Origin of the sequence: Streptomyces odontomachi, assembly GCF_024435355.1 — a bacterium.
GTDB classification, from domain to species: domain Bacteria; phylum Actinomycetota; class Actinomycetes; order Streptomycetales; family Streptomycetaceae; genus Streptomyces; species Streptomyces odontomachi.
Genome location: NZ_JAMJWG010000005.1, coordinates 365,072 through 386,827 on the forward strand (window position 1 = coordinate 365,072; position 21,756 = coordinate 386,827).

At 71.4% G+C, this 21,756-nt stretch carries 16 protein-coding genes, 1 tRNA gene and 1 riboswitch; of the genes, 14 read left to right on the forward strand and 3 right to left on the reverse strand.

Annotated elements, in window-relative coordinates; all coding sequences use genetic code 11:
• Positions 1-100: 100 nt before the first annotated feature.
• From NQO67_RS14340 to NQO67_RS14400, 13 genes are all read left to right on the forward strand, one after another.
• Positions 101-913 (forward strand): hypothetical protein, encoded by an 813-nt coding sequence (locus NQO67_RS14340; RefSeq protein WP_255950297.1) that lies wholly within the window; start codon positions 101-103, stop codon positions 911-913.
• Positions 910-2,499, forward strand: a complete 1,590-nt coding sequence (locus NQO67_RS14345) for a serine/threonine-protein kinase (protein WP_308295661.1) — start codon at positions 910-912, stop codon at positions 2,497-2,499. The genes NQO67_RS14340 and NQO67_RS14345 overlap by 4 nt, the downstream gene beginning before the upstream one ends.
• A gap of 201 nt (positions 2,500-2,700) precedes the next feature.
• Positions 2,701-3,366: a SurA N-terminal domain-containing protein gene (locus NQO67_RS14350; RefSeq protein WP_255950298.1), complete on the forward strand. Its 666-nt coding sequence runs from the start codon at positions 2,701-2,703 to the stop codon at positions 3,364-3,366.
• A gap of 214 nt (positions 3,367-3,580) precedes the next feature.
• Positions 3,581-4,675, forward strand: a complete 1,095-nt coding sequence (locus tag NQO67_RS14355; protein WP_255950406.1) for a nucleoside triphosphate pyrophosphohydrolase — start codon at positions 3,581-3,583, stop codon at positions 4,673-4,675.
• Positions 4,676-4,941: 266 nt separating this feature from the next.
• The gene (locus NQO67_RS14360; protein WP_255950407.1) at positions 4,942-6,201 is read left to right on the forward strand and encodes a cytochrome P450 family protein; all 1,260 of its coding nucleotides are present in this window, start codon (positions 4,942-4,944) and stop codon (positions 6,199-6,201) included.
• 487 nt (positions 6,202-6,688) lie between these two features.
• Positions 6,689-7,504, forward strand: a complete 816-nt coding sequence (locus NQO67_RS14365; RefSeq protein WP_308295662.1) for a transglycosylase family protein — start codon at positions 6,689-6,691, stop codon at positions 7,502-7,504.
• A 263-nt stretch (positions 7,505-7,767) separates the two neighbouring features.
• Positions 7,768-7,995: riboswitch (cyclic di-AMP (ydaO/yuaA leader) on the forward strand.
• A gap of 4 nt (positions 7,996-7,999) precedes the next feature.
• On the forward strand, positions 8,000-8,740 hold the full coding sequence (locus NQO67_RS14370) for a LysM peptidoglycan-binding domain-containing protein (protein WP_255950300.1): 741 nt from the start codon (positions 8,000-8,002) through the stop codon (positions 8,738-8,740).
• 427 nt (positions 8,741-9,167) lie between these two features.
• The gene (gene eno / locus NQO67_RS14375) at positions 9,168-10,457 is read left to right on the forward strand and encodes a phosphopyruvate hydratase (RefSeq protein WP_255950301.1); all 1,290 of its coding nucleotides are present in this window, start codon (positions 9,168-9,170) and stop codon (positions 10,455-10,457) included.
• Positions 10,458-10,758: 301 nt separating this feature from the next.
• Positions 10,759-11,265 carry an FtsB family cell division protein gene (locus tag NQO67_RS14380; RefSeq protein WP_255950303.1) on the forward strand — a complete coding sequence of 169 codons (507 nt, stop codon included), beginning with the start codon at positions 10,759-10,761 and terminating at the stop codon, positions 11,263-11,265.
• Between the two features lie 122 nt (positions 11,266-11,387).
• Positions 11,388-11,909: a DUF501 domain-containing protein gene (locus NQO67_RS14385; protein ID WP_255950304.1), complete on the forward strand. Its 522-nt coding sequence runs from the start codon at positions 11,388-11,390 to the stop codon at positions 11,907-11,909.
• 108 nt (positions 11,910-12,017) lie between these two features.
• A complete protein-coding gene (locus NQO67_RS14390) occupies positions 12,018-12,980 on the forward strand; it encodes a Ppx/GppA phosphatase family protein (RefSeq protein ID WP_255950305.1) in 963 nt (320 codons plus the stop codon).
• A gap of 705 nt (positions 12,981-13,685) precedes the next feature.
• Positions 13,686-15,083, forward strand: coding sequence for an NAD(P)/FAD-dependent oxidoreductase (locus NQO67_RS14395; protein WP_255950306.1), 1,398 nt, complete (start codon positions 13,686-13,688; stop codon positions 15,081-15,083).
• 316 nt (positions 15,084-15,399) lie between these two features.
• The gene (locus NQO67_RS14400) at positions 15,400-16,809 is read left to right on the forward strand and encodes an SAM-dependent methyltransferase (RefSeq protein ID WP_255950307.1); all 1,410 of its coding nucleotides are present in this window, start codon (positions 15,400-15,402) and stop codon (positions 16,807-16,809) included.
• A gap of 52 nt (positions 16,810-16,861) precedes the next feature.
• Here the strand turns inward: NQO67_RS14400 and NQO67_RS14405 are convergent, their stop codons facing one another.
• Positions 16,862-19,396 (reverse strand): ABC transporter permease, encoded by a 2,535-nt coding sequence (locus NQO67_RS14405; RefSeq protein WP_255950308.1) that lies wholly within the window; start codon positions 19,394-19,396, stop codon positions 16,862-16,864.
• A gap of 122 nt (positions 19,397-19,518) precedes the next feature.
• Positions 19,519-20,385, reverse strand: coding sequence for an ABC transporter ATP-binding protein (locus NQO67_RS14410; RefSeq protein ID WP_255950309.1), 867 nt, complete (start codon positions 20,383-20,385; stop codon positions 19,519-19,521).
• Between the two features lie 450 nt (positions 20,386-20,835).
• Here NQO67_RS14410 and NQO67_RS14415 point away from each other — a divergent pair.
• Positions 20,836-20,918, forward strand: a tRNA-Leu gene (locus NQO67_RS14415).
• A gap of 126 nt (positions 20,919-21,044) precedes the next feature.
• Here NQO67_RS14415 and NQO67_RS14420 read toward each other — a convergent pair.
• Complete coding sequence (locus NQO67_RS14420; protein WP_255950310.1) at positions 21,045-21,242, reverse strand: hypothetical protein; 198 nt, start codon at positions 21,240-21,242, stop codon at positions 21,045-21,047.
• Positions 21,243-21,756: the final 514 nt, after the last annotated feature.

Below are 21,756 nucleotides of genomic sequence, written 5' to 3' on the forward strand. Positions count from 1 at the left end.
TCTGCTTCGTGCGCAGGGCATCGCCGAGCGCCGTGGCAGGGCACCCTCAGGCACCGCCGGGCACGTTGGTCCCGGCACCGTCAGGTCCCAAGGAGCATGCATGTACGGCCCTGGTTACGCGCCGCCGCAGCCGCGACGCCCCCCGACGGCCCGCCTGATCCTGCTGCGCGTGGTCTTCGTGACGCTGGCGATGGGCTGCATCGGATTCCTCGCCTGGGCCGCGCTGCTGCGGGTCGCCGTCGTGACCCGCAAGAAGCACGACTGGGCGGTGTTCTGGACCGGGCTGGTGACGGTGGTCGCCGGCACCGTCTTCCTGATGTCCGACCCGACCGAGGAGATCAGCACCTGGCGCGGCTACCTCGGCATGGCTCTGCTGCTGGTCTCCGCGATAGGCAGCACCGCGTACTACCTGTACGCGGACATCCGGCACTACGACGCACGCGAGTACCCGGCGCATCCCGGCCCGCTGCCGGCCGGCGGCGCAGCGGCGACCGGCTACCTGCCGCACGCCGCCTACGGCTATCCGCAGCAGGGCTCGGGTGGCACCGTCCCGGGCCCCGTGGGGACGGCCGTACCGAACTCCGGCCCGTCCGTGGGGCAGCACACCATGCCGTACCCCGCATCGTTGGGCCAGCCTCCCAACCCGTACGCCGCCACCAGCCCCATGCAGGGCGGCCCGCACACCCCGCCGCCCGTGAACAACGGCCCGGGTCCCGTCAGCACCCCGTACCCGCCCCCGGTGACACCCGCCCCCCAGTCCGGCCACGGCCGGATCGACCAGGTGCGCGCCGAACTCGACGAGTTGAGCGACTACCTGCGCCGCCAGGGCGACGACGCGCAGCACCCGGGGCAGGCCGGCCCGCCCGCCGCGGGTGAGCCGGGCAACACCTGGGGCCCGGAGGGCGGCCGGTGACCGCACGCACCATCGCGGGGCGCTACGAGCTGTCCACGCTCGTCGGCGAGGGCGGCATGGGCCAGGTCTGGACGGGCTACGACCAGCGCCTGGACCGTCGCGTCGCCGTCAAGCTGCTCCACCCGGACAAGGCGACCGGGCCGGGCGGCGGGGAGAGCCGCGAGATGGCCCAGTTGCGCGGCCGCTTCGAGCGGGAGTGCCGGGTCACCGCCCAGGTCGACCATCCCGGCCTCGTCACCGTGCACGACGCGGGCAGTGACGGCGCCGAGTTGTACCTGGTGATGCAGTACGTGGACGGTGTCGACCTCGCCGCGCACCTCGCGCAGCACGGCGTCGAGCAGCGCCCGTACCCCTGGCCCTGGGCGGTCGCGGTCGCCGCGCAACTGTGCGCCGTGCTGGGCGCCGTGCACGCCGTGCCGATCGTCCACCGCGACCTCAAGCCCCGCAATGTGATGATCGGCCAGGACGGCACCCTCACCGTCCTCGACCTCGGTGTCGCCGCGGTCATGGACACCGACACGACCCGTCTGACGCATACCGGCTCGGCCATCGGCTCGCCCGCCTACATGGCCCCCGAGCAGGCGATGGGCGGCGCCGTCGGCCCGTACACGGACCTGTACGCCCTCGGCGTGCTGCTCTACGAGCTGCTCAGCGGCAGCGTGCCGTTCACCGGCGCCAACGTCCTCGGCGTGCTCTACCGCCACCTCAATGAAACACCGCTGCCGGTGCGCCAGCTGCGCCCGGAGGTCCCGCCGGCCCTGGAGAACCTGGTGACGCGGCTGCTCGCCAAGGACCCCCAGCACCGGCCGCGTTCCGCCCACGAGGTCTACGAGGAACTGGCCCCGCTGTTGCCCACCCGCGGATCCCCGGGAGTCATCACCGGCGGCCCGCTGGACCCCACCCGCCCCTTCCTGCGCCCGCACGCCCCCTGGCCGGATCGGGCCGTCGCGCCCCCGCCCCGGCCCACCCGGTCGCCCGCCCAGGGCACCGCGTGGCAGGACGTCGTCGCGGCCGTCGAAGAGATCAAACGGCTGCTCGGCGAGGGCCGCATCACCCAGGCCGTCGACACCCTCGGCGCGATCCTGCCGGCGGCAGCCGCCCAGCACGGCGAGCACTCGCCGGTCGTGCGCACCCTGCGCAAGCAGTACGCGGCCACGTTGATGGACGACGGCCAGTACCGGCGTGCGCTGCCCGAGTTGCGCAGGCTGGCCGACGAGCGGGCCGCCGAGGTCGGCGTGGGAGACGCGCAGTCCCTGCGGTTCCGCTACGAGGCCGCGCAGTGCCTGGAGCAACTCGGGGAGGCCGCGGCCGCGCTGTCCGAATACCACGCCCTGCTGCCGTACTACGCGGGCGACCAGGGCACCCAGCACCGCCCGCCCGGTATCGGCTCGGGCTACGAGCCGTCCGTCGCCCTCGACATCCGGCGCCGCATCGGCCACCTGCAACTCGCCCTGGGCGACCGTGGAGCCGCCAGCGACACCCTGGTCAAGCTGCTGCACGACGCCCAGCGGCAGCACGGGCCCGCGCACCCCTTCCCGGCGGAGATCCAGCGCACCCTGCAATGGCTCGGCCAGGTGATGGCCTAGCCGCGGCGCAACCACGACGACCCCGGGGTGTGGAGAGCCGACGGGGTGCCCAATTGGGGTGGTACGGCGTGGTGCGCCCCGACTGTCTCCGCATCATTGGTCGAATAGTCGGCCGAATCGGTGGCCGCTGCCCACCGAGACTGCATACCATCGATCACCGCAAGCTTGTGCTCCGTTGCACAATCTCCTCGGGAGGCTCCTTTGCACCGCCGCCGTCGCACCGCGCTCCTCGTCTCGTCCGCCGCGCTGCTCGTCGCGGCACCCCTCCTGACCGGCTGCGGCAGCGACGAGCACGCCGGCACGGCAGCCGTCGTCGACGGGCAGCGGATCACCGTTTCGCAGCTCCAGGGCCGGGTCCAGGAGATCCGCGACGCCCTGCGGGACGCGGTGCCGGACAACACGCAGTACGAGCAGGTCGTCGCCAAGACCGGCAACCTCACCCGCAGCACCCTCCAGACGATGGTGATCGACCAGGTCGTGCACCGGGCCGCGGTCGACGCCGACGCTGCGGCGAGCCGCAAGGAGATCCAGCAGATGCGCACCGGCCTGGAGCAGCAGGCGGGCGGCGCGAAGGCGCTGGAGCGAGGCTGGCTCCAGCAGTACGGGGTCGCCCCCGAGCGCTTGGAGGAGAACCTGCGCACCGAGCTGGAGGCCCAGAAGCTGGCCGGGAAGCTCGGCGTCGACATGAACACGCAGGCCGGCCAGAACGCGTTCTGGAAGAAGATCTCGACCACGGCCGAGCACATGAACATCGACATGAACCCCCGCTACGGCACCTGGGACGCGAAGAAGAACAGCCGCGTGGACGCCAAGACCCCCTGGTTGCGCGACGTCACCGCACCCGCCCCGTCCCAGCAGCAGGCCTAGGACCCGCCCAGGCCCTCCCCAGCACCACCGGCCCGGGGCGGGCCGCGGGCTTCGGTCCGCGTGTCTGGGTTACGTTCGAGGGGTGAACCCTTCCGCGACCGGCACTTCTGGTGCCTCGTCCGCCGTCCCCGGGCCTTCCGACGCATCCGGCGGCGTTCCCGGACCCTCCGACGCCTCCGGTGCGACCGGTGACGCCTCGACCCCGGGCCGTGTCATCCTGCTCACGACCAGCCATCGGGTGGCCCCCGGGCTGCTCTCCTGGCCCGCCTGGCGCGCGCTGCACGCGGCCGACCGGGTGCTGTGCGCCGACCCCGACCACCCCCAGCTGCCGTATCTGCGCGAAGCGGGCGTCACCGTCGAGCATGCCGCGCCGACCGCCGAGCACCTGGTGGACACCTGCGCGAACGGGGCCACGGTGGTCGTCGTCGCGACCGGCGAGGGCGAGCCGCGGCTCACCGACGGACTGGCCCGGCTCGCCGGTTCCGGCCGGGTCAGGATGCCCGATCTGGAGCTGCTGCCCGCCTCCTACGACCTGCCCGGCGCGCGGCTGCTCGATCTGGTCCAGGTGATGGACCGCATCCGTGCCGAATGCCCCTGGTCCTCCCGGCAGACCCACCGGGGCCTGGCCAAGTACGCCATCGAGGAGGCGTACGAGCTGGTGGAGGCCATCGAGGACGGAGACCGTGACGAACTCCGTGAGGAGCTCGGGGACGTGCTCCTCCAGGTGGTCTTCCACGCCCGGATCGCGGAGGAGGGCCCTGAGGAGAACGACGGGGACGACAGGGACGACGGGGAGGACAGGCGGGACGCCGGGGACGCCGCGGCCACCTCGGGGGACGATCCGGAGGAAGGCGGTGCCGCGGGGCACGGCGGGGCGTTCTCGATCGACGACGTCGCGGCCGGCATCGTCGCCAAGCTGATCCACCGCCATCCGCACGTCTTCGGCGAGGACACGGCCGAGACCCCCGAGGACGTCAGGGAGCACTGGCTGCGCACCAAGGCCGAGGAGAAGAGGCGGACATCGGTCACCGAGGGCGTTCCGCTCGGGCAGCCCGGCCTCGCACTGGCCGCGAAGCTGGCGTCACGGGCGCGCACGGCGGGGCTCGACGTGCCACTGCCGTCCGGCGAAGGGCCGAGCCACGCGAACGGGGCCGGCGACGGCCACGGCGGCGTCGGGTACGAGCTGCTCGCGCTGGCGGTCCGGGCGGAGCGGCACGGCATCGACCCCGAGGCGGCACTGCGGGCCGCGGCCCGGGCGTATCGGGACGCGATACGGGCCGCGGAGGGCGAGCGCGGCCAGCGGGCGTAGGGCGGACGGCCAGGGGGAGCCGGCAGACCGGGCCCGAAGTTGTCCACAGGGCGCGGGGGAGTGTCGGAGCGGGCGGATACCGTCGAAGAGTGACGACCGAGAAGCCTTCAGCCGACACCCCGCGGAGCCGCCCGCCGGCCGCTCAGGGCGGCTGCCCCGTGTCCGCAGGCGGCTCCGGGTCCGCGGGGTCCGAGAGCGCCGGCAGTCCGCCGGCCCGCGCCTGCGGACCCGAAAGCGATCCCCGGGGCTCTGAGGGCGGCCCCGAGTTGTTCACCCAGGAGTTCGCCGCCGATCCGTACCCGGCCTACGCCTGGCTGCGCGAGCACGCCCCCGTGCACCGCACGCGGCTGCCCAGTGGCGTGGAGGCCTGGCTGGTGACGCGGTACGGCGACGCACGGCAGGCCCTTGCCGACGCGCGGCTCAGCAAGAACCCGGCGCATCACGACGAGCCGAGCCACGCCCGGGGCAGGACGGGCATCCCCGGCGAGCGCAAGGCCGAGCTGATGACCCACCTGCTCAACATCGACCCGCCGGACCACACCCGGCTGCGTCGCCTGGTGTCCAAGGCGTTCACGCCACGCCGGGTGGCCGCGTTCGAGCCCCGGGTGCAGCAGCTGACGGACCGGCTGGTGGACGGCTTCGCGGCGCGTGGAGAGGCCGATCTGATCGGTGAGTTCGCCTTCCCGCTGCCCATCTACGCCATCTGCGACATGCTCGGCGTCCCCGCCGAAGACCAGGACGACTTCCGCGACTGGGCGGGCATGATGATCCGCCACGGTGGTGCACCCAGAGGCGGGGTGGCCCGTGCCGTGAAGAAGATGCGCAGCTATCTCGCCGACCTCATCCACCGCAAGCGGGCCAGCCCGGGTGACGACCTCATCTCCGGCCTGATCCGCGCCTCCGACCACGGCGAGCACCTGACCGAGAACGAGGCGGCGGCGATGGCGTTCATCCTGCTCTTCGCCGGTTTCGAAACGACCGTGAACCTGATCGGGAACGGCATGCTGGCGCTGCTCACCCACCCCGAGCAGCGCGACCGGCTCCAGCGGTCACTGGCCGCGGGCGAGCCTGACCTGCTCGCCACCGGAGTCGAGGAGTTGCTGCGCTACGACGGACCCGTGGAGCTGGCCACCTGGCGGTTCGCGACCCAGCCGCTCACCATCGGCGGGCAGCACATCGCGGCGGGCGACCCGGTACTGGTCGTGCTCGCCGCCGCCGACCGCGACCCCGGCCAGTTCGTCGCCCCGGACCTGCTGGACCTGGGCCGAGCGGACAACCAGCACCTCGGGTACGGCCATGGGATCCACTACTGCCTGGGCGCACCGCTCGCCCGCCTGGAGGGCAGGACCGCGCTTGCCACCCTCCTGCGCCGCCTGCCGGACCTGCACTTGGGCGTGCCGCCCGAGGAACTGCGCCGCCGTGGCGGCCTCATCATGCGCGGCCTGCGGACACTTCCCGTGCGGTTCACCCCGCAGGAGCCCCTGGGACCGCAGCAGCGAGGACGGCAGGACCCGACAGGACTGTGACCACCGTAAGAGCCAGGAGAGCCGTGGGCGCGGCGCCAATGGAGGCTTTGAAACGGATCGGGACGCCGAGACCGGTATTGCCGCTGAATCCGATAGGTTCGAATGGAGTCGAATAGGTTCGAACATGTGGGAGGTGTCTGGATGAGGAGCAGGTTCGTTCGTTACTGCCGGACGTCACACGGTCACTGATGAACCGTCAGTAACGTGATGTTGATGTGATCTCCACTGCATCGACTTGTGACAAGCGTTCGACACCGCTACTTTCACCTTCGACCGACGGCTGTTGTCACAGGCGTCACATCTGTCACACGGGCTCCTCGAAGGGCCCGGTGGAGCGGTCAGGTTTGCACCATCGTGCTGGGGTTTCACGCAGCCGACGCGACCGCTCCATAGCCCTGTTCGCCTCGCGAAAGGCCATCGCATGCTCTCCGGGAACGGTCGACACCGTCGCCCCCGTCAGGCACCCGCCCTTGTCGTCGCGGCGGGAGTGACCGGCTCAGCCATCGCCATCCCGCTGCTCGGTGCGGCAAACGCACACGCGGCAGACGGGGTGACCTGGGACCGACTGGCCCAGTGCGAGAGCGAAGGCGACTGGTCCGCCAAGAGCAACAGCCACTACGGCGGCCTCCAGCTGACGCAGGAGATGTGGGTGACGTACGGCGGGCTGGACTATGCGGTGAGTCCGGACCTGGCCAGTCGCTCCGAGCAGATCGCCGTCGCCGAGAAGGTGCTCGCCAAGAAGGGGCCGAGTGCGTGGCCCTACTGCGCCATCCTCGTGGGCCTCACGCCGAGCGACAGCTCGTCGCCGTCGAGCTCCGACCCCGACTCCGAGCCGTCGGCCTCCGCCTCCGCGGACCCCGACCCCTCGGCCAGCTCGGACGCGACCGACAAGCCGTCCCATTCGGGTAGCTCGGCCCAATCGTCCCCTTCGTCCGACTCTTCGGAGTCCCCGCGTCCTTCTGCGTCCGACGATTCCGGGGCGTCCTCCGGCGGGGCGGGCGGTTCGAGTCGCCAGGGCGGCGCGTCGGACGGCAGCGGTTCATCCGACGGCTCCGGGCGGCATCGCGGGGGCAGCGATCACGAGCGTGACGGGCGTGCGGGAGAGGCGGCCGGCCGCCACGCCTCGCGCGACGGCGGCCATGCGGACGAGGCGTACACGGTGCGCCCCGGGGACAACCTGTGGGCGATAGCCCAGGACCATGGCCTCAAGGGCGGATGGGCCGCTCTCTACGCCGCCAACAAGGGCACCGTCGGGGACGACCCGGACCTGATCCTCCCCGGCCAGCAGCTCGATCTCGCCTGAAAGACCCGGATCGGACTGGATCGGATCGGACCGGATCGCAAAGGTTGGTTCCTGATAGTTCTTGATCTTTACCGCTGAATCGGACGAAAAGCAGCAGCACTTCGAGGTGATTGTCCCAATTTGCTCAAATGAGAGATGGGTCTCACAACCCACCTCTCACTTTGAAAACTGACGCATCACATGATTAGCGTCTTGTCCGCTCGCACAGTGGGCACCCTCGGACGCCACGCCGAATCCTGCCGGCGTCCGTACGGGGACAGTCGTCGCGTCAAGCGCCGTAGGCAGGAGCGGGGGACCCAAGGTAAGTGCCGGTACGCGGCACTTGGGCGGCCAGCAGCACAGCGGTCGCTCCGGTGCGCGGAACGGCTTGGGGTGAAGCCGCGCGCAGGTCGCGCGGCCGGGCACAAGCGTCCAGCGTTCGTATGCGAACGGGGACAACCCCATCGGCCCGAACCCGACAGCTCACCTCGCAGGCGTCGGTGAGGGGATCGATCCATGCTGCTTTCCGGTAAGGGCCGGCACCGCCGCCCGACCGCGTTCAACCGCACCACTCGTGCCGCCGCGCTGATCGGCGTCACGGGCGCCGCCGTCGCCGCCCCGCTCGTCGCCTCGGGCCCGGCGTCCGCCGCCACCGCCTCCGAGTGGGACAAGGTCGCCCAGTGCGAGTCGGGCGGCAACTGGTCCATCAACACCGGCAACGGTTTCTACGGCGGCCTCCAGTTCACCAACTCCACCTGGTCCGGCTACGGCGGCACCGCCTACGCCCCGCGCGCCGACCAGGCCACCAAGGAGCAGCAGATAGCCGTCGCCGAGAAGGTGCTGGCGGGCCAGGGCAAGGGTGCCTGGCCGGTGTGCGGCACGGGGCTCTCCAACACCCCGTACGACGGGGGTTCGAGCGGGTCGGGCTCCAGCCAGCCGGCCGCGCCCAGCCAGTCGAGCCAGGGCTCCGGCCAGAGCCAGGCCGGGCAGGGCGGCGGGAGCGACTCCGGCTCCGGCCAGCACGCCTCGCGTTCCCACGAGCGCGGCTCCCTCGCGCACCACACCGTCAAGACGCCCAGCGGCAAGAAGGTCAAGAAGGGCGACGGCGAGTACCGGGTCAAGAAGGGCGACACGCTCAGCGAGATCGCCGAGAAGCACCACGTCAAGGGCGGCTGGCGCAAGCTGTTCAAGCTCAACGCCAACATCGTCGACGACCCGCGGCTCATCTACCCCGGTCAGCAGCTCCACCTCCACTGAGCCGGTCCCCGCTGGACCGGTCCCCGCTGGACCGGTCCCAGCTGAGCGGGTCTCCGCTGAGCCGGTCACTGAGCCGGTCCCCACCGAGCCGGTCCGTCAGGGCCGTTCCCAGTCCGCCCCGTCCCGGCGCGTCTTCCCCCGCGCGCCGGGGCGGGGCTCCCGCGCGATCGGGGACGACTGGGGGCGCCTGGGGTGGCTGGGGGTGACTGGGGGCGCCTGCCCCTTCCGGTCCGATCTTCGCGTATCCGTGATCTTCTCGTACCGGTCGGTAATGATGTCGGATTCATTGGTTTCACTCCCATTTAGGGCGTCTTTTCGTCCCAGGGGGCGGGCGGTCGCGGGTCGGCTGCGCCGGGCCCGTTAGGCTCATGCCGCAAGGCAACAGAACCTTCACCCTTCATGCGTCACATCCCAGAAGGAGATGCTCGTGCCGTCCATCGACGTCGTCGTAGCCCGGGAAATCCTGGACTCCCGAGGCAACCCCACGGTCGAGGTCGAGGTCGGCCTCGACGATGGCAGCACCGGCCGTGCCGCCGTCCCCTCCGGTGCGTCCACGGGCGCGTTCGAGGCGCTGGAGCTCCGTGACCAGGACGCCAACCGTTACGGCGGCAAGGGCGTGGAGAAGGCCGTGCTCGCCGTGATCGAGCAGATCGGTCCCGAGCTCGTCGGCTACGACGCCACCGAGCAGCGGCTGATCGACCAGGCGATGTTCGACCTGGACGCCACCCCGGACAAGTCCAGCCTCGGCGCCAACGCCATCCTCGGCGTCTCGCTCGCCGTCGCGCACGCCGCCTCCGAGGCCTCCGACCTGCCGCTGTTCCGCTACCTCGGCGGCCCGAACGCGCACCTGCTCCCGGTGCCGATGATGAACATCCTGAACGGCGGCTCGCACGCCGACTCCAACGTGGACATCCAGGAGTTCATGATCGCCCCGACCGGCGCGGAGTCCTTCTCGGAGGCGCTGCGCTGGGGCGTCGAGGTGTACCACAAGCTCAAGGCGGTCCTGAAGGAGCGCGGCCTGTCCACCGGGCTCGGCGACGAGGGCGGTTTCGCGCCGAACCTCGGCTCCAACCGCGAGGCCCTCGACCTCATCGTCGAGGCCATCCAGGCGGCCGGCTACACGCCCGGCCAGCAGATCGCGCTCGCCCTGGACGTCGCCGCCTCCGAGTTCTACAAGGACGGTGTCTACCTCTTCGAGGGCAAGGAGCGCACCGCCGCCGAGATGACCGACTACTACGCCGACCTGGTCGACGCGTACCCGCTGGTCTCCATCGAGGACCCGCTGTTCGAGGACGACTGGCAGGGCTGGAAGACGATCACCGACAAGCTCGGTGACAAGGTCCAGCTGGTCGGCGACGACCTGTTCGTCACCAACCCGGAGCGGCTGGCCCGCGGCATCGACGAGGGTGCCGCCAACGCGCTGCTGGTCAAGGTCAACCAGATCGGCTCGCTCACCGAGACCCTGGACGCGGTCGAGCTGGCCCAGCGCAACGGCTTCAAGTGCATGATGTCGCACCGCTCCGGCGAGACCGAGGACGTCACCATCGCCGACCTGGCCGTCGCCACCAACTGCGGCCAGATCAAGACCGGCGCCCCGGCCCGCTCCGAGCGCGTCGCCAAGTACAACCAGCTGCTGCGCATCGAGGAGATCCTCGACGACGCCGCGGTGTACGCCGGCCGCAGCGCCTTCCCGCGGTTCCGCTCGGCGGACCAGTAGTCCACGATCGCCCGGAGTCCGGCGGGCTCGGCGGCAGGGTCGGTGCCGGGTTCGTGGCGGACCGGCCCGCGGGGCCCGTCCAGCAGACCACCGCCCCGCGGGCCCGACGCACCGGTCGGCCCGCCCCGCCGCAGGAAAGCCCCTGGATACCCGCGTCCCCGTGCTCGGTCCCGTACCGTGTGCGGGGACGCGGGTGCGTTCGATGCGTCAGGAGTGTCCGGTGCGCCGGCGCACGCGCGCACGCGCACAAGGGGCAGGTACAGGACACGTACAGGACGGCAACAGGGGAGGCGGGAAGACAGTGCCCGGAACGGACCGGGGCTCCGGCCGCGACCGGTTCTCCACCGCGACCAGGCTGCGGATTCTCGGCCAGCAGACCGCGGCCCGTGTCTACCGCTCCCAGAGCAGGCGCCAGGCCCGCCGCTCCCGGCTGACCGGCCGGGCGGCCCTGCTGGCGCTGGTGCTCTGCTCGTTGATCGTGGCGCTCGCCTATCCGATACGGCAGTACGTCTCCCAACGGGCCGAGATCGGCGAGATGGAGCGGCAAAGGGAGCAGGCGAGGGAGCGCGTCGAGCGGCTGCGTGACCTGAAGGCGCGCTGGCAGGACGACGCCTACGCCCAGCAGCAGATCCGCAAGCGGCTGCACTACGTGCTGCCCGGCGAGACCGGCTACACCGTCGTCGAACCGGGCGCCGACGAGCAGTCGCGCGCCGAACAGGGCGCGCGTGGACCCGCCGGGCAGCCCTGGTACGCGAACGTGTGGGACACGGTCGACAAGGCCGACCGGACTGCCGCCCCGAGGCAATGACCGCTCTACGTCCGCTCTTGTCGAACTTGCCCTGCTCTACCCGACTCTGCCCGCATCCATCCGAACCCGTCCTCCCTCACCGCCCCACTCGCCTACGAGACCTTCATGAGAGAACCCCGGCCATGCAGACCCCTCCGCCGTCCACTGCCCCTACCGAGCCGACCGACGCCGATCTTTCGGTCGTCGAGCGGCAGCTCGGCAGGGTGCCGCGCGGGCTGCGGGCCGTGGCGCACCGCTGCCCCTGCGGGCAGCCCGACGTCGTCGAGACCGCACCGCGGCTGCCGGACGGCTCGCCCTTTCCGACGCTCTACTACCTGACCTGCCCGCGTGCCGCCTCCGCGATCGGCACGCTGGAGGCGGAGGGCGTCATGAAGGAGATGACGGAGCGGCTGGCCACCGACCCCGAGCTGGCCGCGGCGTACCGGGCCGCGCACGAGGACTATCTGCGCCGGCGTGACGTCATCGAGGAGCTCGTCGGGTTCCCCAGCGCGGGCGGCATGCCGGACCGCGTGAAGTGCCTGCACGTGCTCGTCGCGCACTCGCTGGCCGCCGGGCCCGGCGTGAACCCGCTGGGGGACGAGGCGCTGGCGATGCTGCCGGAGTGGTGGCGGAAGGGGCCGTGCGCTCTCCCCGCCGGCGACTGATCGACCCCGATCCCGACCCCGATCCCGATTCCGATTCCGCCCCCGACCCGGACCCCGATGCCGATCTCCGACCGATCCCCGACCCCGGACCCCGAACAGGAGCACCCCATGCCCCGCGTCGCCGCCATCGACTGCGGTACGAACTCGCTGCGTCTGCTGGTCGCGGACGTTGATCCGGCCGCCGGCAGCCTCGTCGACCTGGAGCGGACGATGGAGATCGTCCGGCTCGGGCAGGGCGTGGACCGCACGGGGCGCTTCGCGCCCGAGGCGCTGGAGCGGACGTTCGCCGTCTGCCGGGAGTACGCGCAGAAGATCAAGGCGCACGGCGTGGAACACGTCCGCTTCGCGGCGACCTCCGCGTCACGGGACGCGGCCAACCGCGACGAGTTCCTCGGCGGGGTACGCGAGATCCTCGGCGTCGAGCCGGAGGTGATCACCGGTGACCAGGAGGCCGAGTACTCCTTCACCGGCGCGACCAGGGAACTCGCCGGACGTGCCGACCTGGCGGGGCCCTACCTGGTGGTGGACATCGGCGGCGGTTCCACCGAGTTCGTCGTCGGTGACGACCGGGTGCGCGCCGCGCGCAGCGTCGACATCGGGTGCGTGCGGATGACCGAGCGGCATCTGGTGCGGGACGGTGTCGTGAGCGACCCGCCCGAGCCGGCCCAGATCGATGCCATACGGGCCGACGTCGAGGCCGCGCTCGACGTCGCGGCGCGGGACGTACCGCTCGCCGAGGCCCGCACCCTCGTCGGGCTCGCCGGGTCGGTCACCACGGTCGCGGGCATCGCACTCGGCCTGCCGGAGTACGACTCGGCGGCGATCCACCACTCGCGGGTCTCCCGGGACCAGGTGTCCGAGATCAGCCGCTCCCTGCTCGCCGCCGGCCACGCCGAGCGTGCCGCGATCCCCGTGATGCACCCGGGGCGCGTCGACGTCATCGGATCCGGTGCGCTCATCCTCCTTGCGATCATGGAGCGCACGGGGGCCCACGAGGTCGTCGTCAGCGAGCACGACATCCTTGACGGGGTCGCCTACAAGGCGGCGGAAGCGGTGGAGAGCGACCACTAGGACGCCGGGACGGCGGGTGGCCGTCGTCGAGCAGAACGACCACGGTGCCGGTGCGCCACCCCTCCAGGTCATCCGAGGTGATGCGCCGTCAGCGGCACCGTGACGACCGCGGTTTGCGGCGCCCGCCGGGCGGATGCCGCTGGTGCGTGCGGCTCGGGCGGCCGTACGCGCCGCCCCGCCGACTCCCTTCCGGTTCTTGCCGGTCCTTCCCGGCCCTTCCGGCCCTTCCGGCCCTTCCGGACCCTCCCGACCCTCCGCAGAAGCCCTCTGCGAGCCCCTCGTAAGCCCTCCGCCGAGTGCTTCCGACAGCCCTCGCGGGCCCTTCCGGCGCCCTACCGGCGGGAAGCTTCGTGAAGTTATTCACAAGGAATTCGTTCCAGTTGAGGCCCTTCTGGGCCGTCGGAACCGGCGCGGTGCGCGACGTCGCTCTCGCGGATCTCCACCGCTCGATGGCCCGCATGTGTCAGTTTGATGACAAGGGGGGTTGCCGGGTGGGCGGAGCGGCGTGGGCGATCGGACTGAGGAGCAGCTCACAAGGGGTGCGCACGTCGAGCGGGCGGCGCGGAATGGTGACGTGGTTCACATCGGCGTCATATGGGCCGGAACGGGTCACTCCGTAGAGGTCGCGCAGGGTAGCACATCCCTCCCGAAACCTTGTGAAGGGCCGCACGAAGTGCCCGGCCATCTGGGTGGATACTCGATGGCATGAGCACCACGGAGCGTCCCAGGATCCTCGTCGTAGGCGGTGGGTACGTAGGCCTGTACGCGGCTCGTCGCATCCTCAAGAAGATGCGCTACGGCGAGGCGACGGTCACCGTCGTCGACCCGCGGTCGTACATGACCTACCAACCCTTCCTCCCCGAAACCGCGGCAGGCAGCATTTCGCCCCGCCATGTCGTCGTGCCGCTGCGCCGCGTGCTGCCCAAGGCAGAGGTGCTGACCGGCCGTGTCACCTCCATCGACCAGGACCGCAGGGTCGCGACCGTCGCCCCGCTGGTCGGTGAGGCGTACGAGCTGCCCTTCGACTACCTGGTGGTGGCCCTCGGCGCCGTCTCCCGCACCTTCCCGATCCCCGGCCTGGCCGAGCAGGGCATCGGCATGAAGGGCATCGAAGAGGCCATCGGGCTGCGCAACCACGTCCTGGAGCAGCTCGACAAGGCCGACTCCACCACCGACGAGGCGGTCCGCCGCAAGGCGCTGACCTTCGTCTTCGTCGGCGGCGGCTTCGCCGGTGCGGAGACCGTCGGCGAGGTCGAGGACATGGCGCGCGACGCCGCCAAGTACTACACCAACGTCACCCGTGACGACATGCGCTTCGTGCTCGTCGACGTCGCCGACAAGATCCTCCCCGAGGTCGGTCCCAAGCTCGGCGCCTACGGCAAGGAACACCTGGAGAGCCGTGGTGTCGAGGTCTACCTGAAGACCGGCATGGACTCCTGCGTCGACGGCCACGTGGTGCTCAACAACGGCCTCGAAGTCGACTCCAACACGATCGTGTGGACCGCGGGCGTCAAGCCCAACCCGGTCCTGGCCCGCTACGGCCTGCCGCTCGGTCCGCGCGGCCACGTGGACACCGGTGCCACCCTCCAGGTGCAGGGCACCGACCACATCTGGGCCGCCGGCGACAACGCCCAGGTCCCGGACGTCGCCGCCCGCAAGGCCGGTGTGGAGAACGCCTGGTGCCCGCCGAACGCCCAGCACGCGCTGCGCCAGGCCCGGGTCCTCGGCGACAACGTGATCTCCGCCCTGCGCGGCTTCCCGCAGCGCGAGTACAGCCACGCCAACAAGGGCGCGGTGGCCGGGCTCGGTCTGCACAAGGGCGTCGCGATGATCGTCATCGGCAAGATGAAGATCAAGGTCAGGGGCCGTCTCGCCTGGTACATGCACCGCGGCTACCACGGCCTCGCCATGCCGACCTGGAACCGGAAGATCCGCGTCTTCGCCGACTGGACGCTCAGCACGTTCCTCCGCCGCGAGGTCGTCTCGCTCGGCGCCATCGAGTCGCCGCGCGAGGAGTTCTACGAGGCCGCCAGGCCGGTCCCGGCCCCGGCGCAGCCGGTCGCCAGCAGCAAGTCCGAGGGTGAGAAGGCCAAGGCCTCCTGACCAGGCGCGCTGCGCGCACGCTCAGCCCGAAGGGGCGCCCGCCATCCGTGGTGCGGGCGCCCCTTCGGCGTGTCCGCACCCGTCCGCACCCGCACGCGGGCGTGTTGGCGCCCGCACGCGGGGCGCGGCTGCGGCCGGCCATGACGCGCCACCAAATACATGGTTCTTACAATTATTTTTGCCCTTCCGTGACGCTCGTCGGGACTGCGCGACCAGCCCGCCCGTGTTTACGTGGTGTTGAACCGTTCCGTGATCCCTGCGCTCCGACGGCTCTGCCGATCCGAGCGGACGGGGAGCTCACTCATGGAGGTGTGCCATGCCGGAAGCCGCGGCGTCGCGGTTGAAGTCGCTTGCCGAGCAGGTGTTGGGAGCCCCCCTCCCGGTACGACTGCGGGCCTGGGACGGTTCGGAGGCGGGCCCACCCGGTGCGCCGGTCCTGGTCGTGCGCCGTCGCCGTGCCCTGCGCCGGCTGCTGTGGAAGCCGGGCGAACTGGGCCTGGTGCGCGCCTGGGTGGCCGGTGAGCTGGACGTCGAGGGCAACCTCTACGAGGCACTGGACCGGCTGGCGGGCACGGTGTGGGACCGCGACGACGACACCCGCGATGCGGGCGTCCCTGTCCCACACGGCACGTCGGGCGCCGGCAGCCGTGCGCCCGCCCGGAAGTCCGGGTTCGCCGCCGCACTGCCCAAGCCGGTCCGGAACGCCAAGGTGGCCGTCGACGCCCTGCGCGACCCGGAGGTGCGCGCCGCCCTCGCCTCGTTCGCCGCCCTCGCCGGACCGCTGCCGCCCCCGCCGCCGCCCCGGGAGGAGGCGCGCCGGGCCGGCCGCGGCCATCTGCACACCAAGCGCAGCGACAAGGCGGCCGTCAGCCACCACTACGACGTCGGCAACGACTTCTACGAACTGGTGCTCGGCCCGTCCATGGTCTACTCCTGCGCCTACTGGGAGCCCGGCGACGCCGCCACCCTGGAGAACGCCCAGCGCGACAAGCTCGAGCTGATCTGCCGCAAGCTCGACCTGAAGCCGGGCGAGCGGCTGCTCGACGTCGGGTGCGGCTGGGGCTCCATGGCGATCCACGCGGCCCGGGAGCACGGAGTACGGGTGGTCGGCGTCACGCTCTCCACGGAACAGGCCGCGTACGCCCGAAAGCGGATCGCGGACGAGGGCCTGACCGACCGGGTGGAGATCCGCGTGCAGGACTACCGCGACGTCGTCGACGGCCCGTACGACGCGATCTCCTCCATCGGGATGGCCGAGCACGTCGGCTCCGTCCGCTACCTGGAGTACACCCAGGACCTGTACGCGCTGCTGAAGCCCGGCGGGCGGTTGTTGAACCACCAGATCGCGCGCCGCCCGGTGCAGGACGAGTCCGCCTACCGGGTGGACCCGTTCATCGACGCGTACGTCTTCCCAGACGGTGAGCTGGCGCCGGTCGGGACGACGGTGGGGCTGCTGGAGCGGGCCGGCTTCGAGGTGCGCGACGTGGAGTCGATCCGCGAGCACTACGCGCTCACCCTGCGCCGCTGGGTGGCCAACCTGGAGGCCGGCTGGCGCACGGCCGTACGGCTGACGAGTCCGGGCCGGGCCCGCGTCTGGCGCCTCTACATGGCGGCCTGCGCGCTGTCGTTCGAGCGCAACCGCATCGGCGTCAACCAGGTCCTCGCCGTGAAGACGCCCGCGGCCGGCACCTCCGGGATGCCGCTGCGGGCCCGTACCTGGAACTGACGTCCCGGCGCCCGGTGCCCTGCTCGGCACCGGGCGCCCAGGACCGTTCCGCCTACTCCGCCGAGATGGCGGCGAGCATGTTCATGCGCGCCGCCCGACGGGCCGGCCACAGTGCGGCGAGGACACCGACGATCGCGGCCATCACCAGGAAGAGCACCATGCGGCCCCAGGGCACCACGAGTTCGTACGTGGAGATCTGGACGGACATCAGCCGGCCCGTCGCCCAGCCGAAGAACAGGCCGAGGCCCACGCCCAGCACGCCGCCGAAGAGCGAGATCACCACCGATTCGAGCCGCACCATCCGTTTGACGGCGGACCGGTCGAGGCCGATGGCGCGCAGCATGCCGATCTCCTGGGAGCGTTCGAAGACGGACATGGCCAGCGTGTTGATCACGCCGAGCACCGCGACGATCACCGCCATCGCCAGCAGCGCGTAGAGGATGTTGAGCATCAGGGTGAAGACCTTCGCGATGCCCGCGGAGACGTCCTCCTTGTCCTGCACGAGGATCGCGGGATTGTTCCCGAGCGCCGCCTGGATCCGGCTCTTCATGGTCGCGGACGGGCCGTGGTCCGCCTTGACCAGGATGTTCATGTCGCTGGGGTGGGCCTGGTGCGGTTGCAGGGTGGCGGCGTCGAGGATGATCCCCTTGATCACCTGGTTGCCGGTGTACACGCCCGCCACGGTCAGCCGCTGCGTGGCACCGTCCTCGTAGGTGGCGGTGAAGGTGTCTCCGGCCCGCCAGCCGTGCTGCTCGGCGCGGTGGTGGTCGACGAGGACGTTCCGGCCGCCCACCCGCTCGGTGCCCTCGGTGATCGGCAGACGGGTGAGCTGGCCCATGGTCCGGCCGTCGACGCCCGTCAGGTACTCGAGCTTGCCGTCGACGCGGGACGGCGCGTTGCGCAGCGGGGTGACGGCGGTGACGCCGTCGGTGTCCCCGAGGGTCCTCTCCACGGTGGGCGAGAGCGTGTTGTAGTTGGCCATGGAGACCACGTAGTCCGCCTTCAGCGACGACACGGCCATCTTGTCGATGGACCGCTGGGCGCTGCTCGCGATCACCGTCAGACCGGTGATCAGGGTGAGGCCGACCATCAGCGCTGCCGCGGTCGTGGCGGTACGCCGCGGATTGCGCACCGAGTTCAGCCGGGCGAGGCGCCCCGACACCCCGAAGGCCCGCAGCAGCGGAGCGCCTGCCGCGATCAGCGGCCGGGACAGCAACGGGGTGAGGATGAAGACCCCGATCACCAGGACGGCCGCACCCGCGGCGACCGGACCCCGGCCCGCGCTGCCGGACTTGGCGGCGCCGGCCAGCACCAGCGCGGTGCCCGCTGCGGCGAACAGCGCCCCGATGGTGTTGCGCAGGACCAGCGACCGCTTGCTCGGCGGCGCGTACACGCTGCTCATCGCGGCCACCGGCGGGATCTTCGCCGCCCTGCGGCCGGGCAGCCAGGCCGCCAGCACGGTCACGCCGATCCCGACGACCAGGCACAGGGCGATGGTGCGGGGCGAGACGACGAGCGGCCCCTCGGGGACGGTGGTGCCGGCGATCGAGCTCATCAGGGAGCGCAGCCCGGCCCCGATGCCGATCCCGGCCAGCAGCCCGGCGCCGGCCGCGACCGCACCCACCACCAGGGCCTCGAACAGCACCGACCGGGTGACCTGCCGCCGGGTGGCGCCCACGGCACGCAGCAGCGCGAGCTCCTTGGTGCGCTGCGCGATCAGCATGGTGAAGGCGTTCGCGATGATGAAGACGCCGACGAACAGCGCGATACCGGCGAAGGCGAGCAGGCCCGTGCGCATGCTGTCCATGGAGGCGGCGATGCTCTTCGCCTGCTCGTCGGCGAGCTGCCGGCCCGTCTTCGTCTCGGTGCGGTCGGCCGGCAGCGCCCGGGCGAGCGCGGACCGCAGCTCGTCCTGGCCGGTGCCCGGCGCGGCCTGCACATCGATCTCGTCGTACGTGCCCTCCTTGTGGAAGAGCCGCTGCGCCGTCCGCGTGTCGAACAGCGTGAGGCTGCCGCCCGCCGTGACATTGCCGTCGTCCGTGGTGAAGACGCCGCTGATCCGGGGCGTGCGGACGGTGCCGTCGACGGAGAGCCTGATCCGGTCACCGACGTGGTAGCCGGCCCGGTCGGCGGTCTTGGCGTCCAGGGCGACCTCGTCGGCGCCCTTCGGCGGGCGGCCGTCCCGCAGCGGGTAGCGGGGGTCGTGGCCGGCCCAGTAGTTGCCGCCCTCGGACCTGAGACCGGCACCGATCAGCTTGCCGTGCTTGTCGGCGATCGCGGCGAAGCCGTCGACGACACCGGTCGCGACGGCGGCGCCCGGGGTGTGCGCGGCGGTGGAGCGCAGCTGCTCGGTCAGCTTCGGGTCCCTGACGGGCCCGCTGTCGGAGCTGCTCGCCGAGTGTTTCGCGCGGATGGCCACGTCGACCCGGTCGAAGCCCTTGGCGGAGCTGTTCTGGAAGGCGTGGGACATGCTGTCGGTGAAGACCAGGGTGCCGGCGACGAACGCCACGCCGAGCAGTACGGCGAGCATGGTCATGAGCAGCCTGGCCTTGTGCGCGAGAACGTTGCGCACGGCGGTACGGAACATGGGGGTCCTGGGGGCGCGTTGGTTCGGGTGTTGGTCGTGCGCGTGCGGCCGCTCGGGGGAAGGGCGGCGGACGGAGCGGCAGGCGGGGAACGGGGCGGCCGGGACAGGCCGGAGCGACCAGGTCAGACGGTGTCGCGCGGTGCGGCGTGCCGGCCGCCCGCGCCGGGGGCGTCGTGCTGTGCCGCGCCGAATCCGCCGGCGCCCGGGGTGTTGTCCTGTGCCGTGCCGAGGCCGCCGGAGAGCGTCCGGACCCGGTCGAGCACGGCGTTGGCCGTCGGCTCGTACAGATCGTCGACGATGCGGCCGTCGGCGAGGAACACGACCCGGTCGGCGTAGGCGGCGGCCACCGGGTCGTGGGTGACCATGACGACGGTCTGATGGAACGTCCGCACCGAGTTCTGGAGGAATCCGAGGACTTCGGCGCCGGCGTGGGAGTCCAGGTTCCCGGTCGGCTCGTCGGCGAAGACGATCTCGGGCCGGGACGCCAGGGCGCGGGCCACCGCGACGCGCTGCTGCTGGCCGCCGGAGAGTTGGCGCGGTCGATGGCCCAGCCGGTCGGCGAGCCCCAGCATGTCGATCACGTTCTCCACCCACTGCTGGTCCGGCTTGCGGCCGGCGATGTCCATGGGCAGCGTGATGTTCTCGCGCGCGGTCAACGTGGGCAGCAGGTTGAACGCCTGGAAGACGAAGCCGACCTTGTCCCGGCGCAACCGCGTGATCTGCTTCTCCTTCAGCGCGCCCAGCTCGGTCTCGCCGATGCGCACGGAACCGGAGGTGAAGTCGTCCAGGCCCGCCACGCAGTGCATCAGCGTCGACTTGCCCGAGCCCGAGGGACCCATGATCGCGGTGAACTCGGCGGCCCGGAAGTCCACCGAGACCTGGTCGAGCGCGACCACCCGGGTCTCGCCCTGGCCGTAGACCTTGGTGAGCTCCGTGGCGCGGGCCGCCACCGCGGTGCCGGCCGGACCTGTGGTGCGTGAGGTGGTCACGGGAGGTTTCTCCTGTCGGTGGACGGAGGTGCCCGTCCATGGTGGGGGCAGGCCCGTCGGGCTGTACTCACCCCAGGTTCCCGTTCCCGTACCCGCCTGTGGTCGCATCCGCCGCGTCGGCCTCCTACCTGAGGAGGACGTCCGACCCTGAGGCGTCCGTCAGGCCGGTCCTGACGGAGGCATCGGCCGACATCACCGCGGGTATGTCATGGGGTACCCGTCGGTAACCGTTCATCACAGCTGTGAAACCGTCCGTCGGTACGGTGAAATTCCGTCATTCCGTACGGGACGCTACGGGGCATCTGAAAGAGCGTCGGCAGTTGTGAACAGCCATGGGCCGGTTCTGACGGGCCCTCAGGGCTCAATAAAATAAGACAACATCGCTTCATCGCACCGTAGTTCGGAGGAGGCGTCCCGATAGGCTCGGACCCTCAACGGAGCGCACGGCCTGCCCGGATGGTGGAATGCAGACACGGCGAGCTTAAACCTCGCTGCCCCTCGCGGGCGTACCGGTTCAAGTCCGGTTCCGGGCACTTCCGACGAGATCACCGGCCGCCACCTGGGCGGATGCAAGGCCCGGGAAGGACATGCGCGACTCATCGCCCATCGTCCGGAAGATGTGAAGCCCGGCGCCCCGTGCGAGAACGGCGTGGCGCCGGTCAGGCCACCTCGCTCCGATCACAGTCATCGTGCTCACGCGACACGCGCACGGCGGCGGACCACTCCGCGACAAGACGTTCGTAGACCCGGCGTTGCTCGGTCGACAACCGCCCTCCGGCACGCAGCCACAGCGCACGGATCTCCTCATTCACCGCGGCGGCAGAACGCGCGGGTACGGGCTCAGGAGTCGTGGGCATGGTGTGAAGCTTACGGGTAAGGCCGTGAAGGCAACGTGAAAGGTCTCGAAACCAGGACAGCACCGTGAGAGGCGCTCTGGCAAGAGGCTGCGTCACACCCCCGGCCCTGACCGGGCAACGGCGACCCCCAGGGGCATCACGACCGTGCAGGCGCAGGGCCCCTTGATGCCGGTCGTGTGCAGATGCGACGCCGGCCGGCCCGGCTTCCCCCGAGCGCTCCGGGTGAAGGCGCCGTCACCTTGGCCCGCTCGTGCACCCGGCCGGTCGGGATCCATGCGGGTGCCCACCGGCGCGGCGCGGGGCGGTGAGGTGCCCGACTCTGCGGCGGTTCACGTCCGTCTCCGTGAGGCGGCGACGCCCGTCTCCGTGGAGCGCTGATGCCCGTCTCTGCGGGGCAGCGATGTCCGGCTTCGGAAGGGGGTGATGTCCGTCTCGCTGGGGAGTGGCGTCAGGGTTCGCTGGAGGCGTGGTGGTGCGGCGTGACCGGTGGTGCGCGCACCGGTCCGCCCCTTCG

Bases quoted from the DNA above. Each gene is read 5' to 3' on its own strand.
- NQO67_RS14340 (WP_255950297.1), top strand. From the start codon at position 101: ATGTACGGCCCTGGTTACGCGCCGCCGCAGCCGCGACGCCCCCCGACG.
- NQO67_RS14385 (WP_255950304.1), top strand. From the start codon at position 11,388: ATGCAGACCCCTCCGCCGTCCACTGCCCCTACCGAGCCGACCGACGCC.
- NQO67_RS14370 (WP_255950300.1), top strand. From the start codon at position 8,000: ATGCTGCTTTCCGGTAAGGGCCGGCACCGCCGCCCGACCGCGTTCAAC.
- NQO67_RS14400 (WP_255950307.1), top strand. From the start codon at position 15,400: ATGCCGGAAGCCGCGGCGTCGCGGTTGAAGTCGCTTGCCGAGCAGGTG.
- NQO67_RS14420 (WP_255950310.1), bottom strand. From the start codon at position 21,242: ATGCCCACGACTCCTGAGCCCGTACCCGCGCGTTCTGCCGCCGCGGTG.
- NQO67_RS14405 (WP_255950308.1), bottom strand. From the start codon at position 19,396: ATGTTCCGTACCGCCGTGCGCAACGTTCTCGCGCACAAGGCCAGGCTG.
- NQO67_RS14390 (WP_255950305.1), top strand. From the start codon at position 12,018: ATGCCCCGCGTCGCCGCCATCGACTGCGGTACGAACTCGCTGCGTCTG.
- NQO67_RS14395 (WP_255950306.1), top strand. From the start codon at position 13,686: ATGAGCACCACGGAGCGTCCCAGGATCCTCGTCGTAGGCGGTGGGTAC.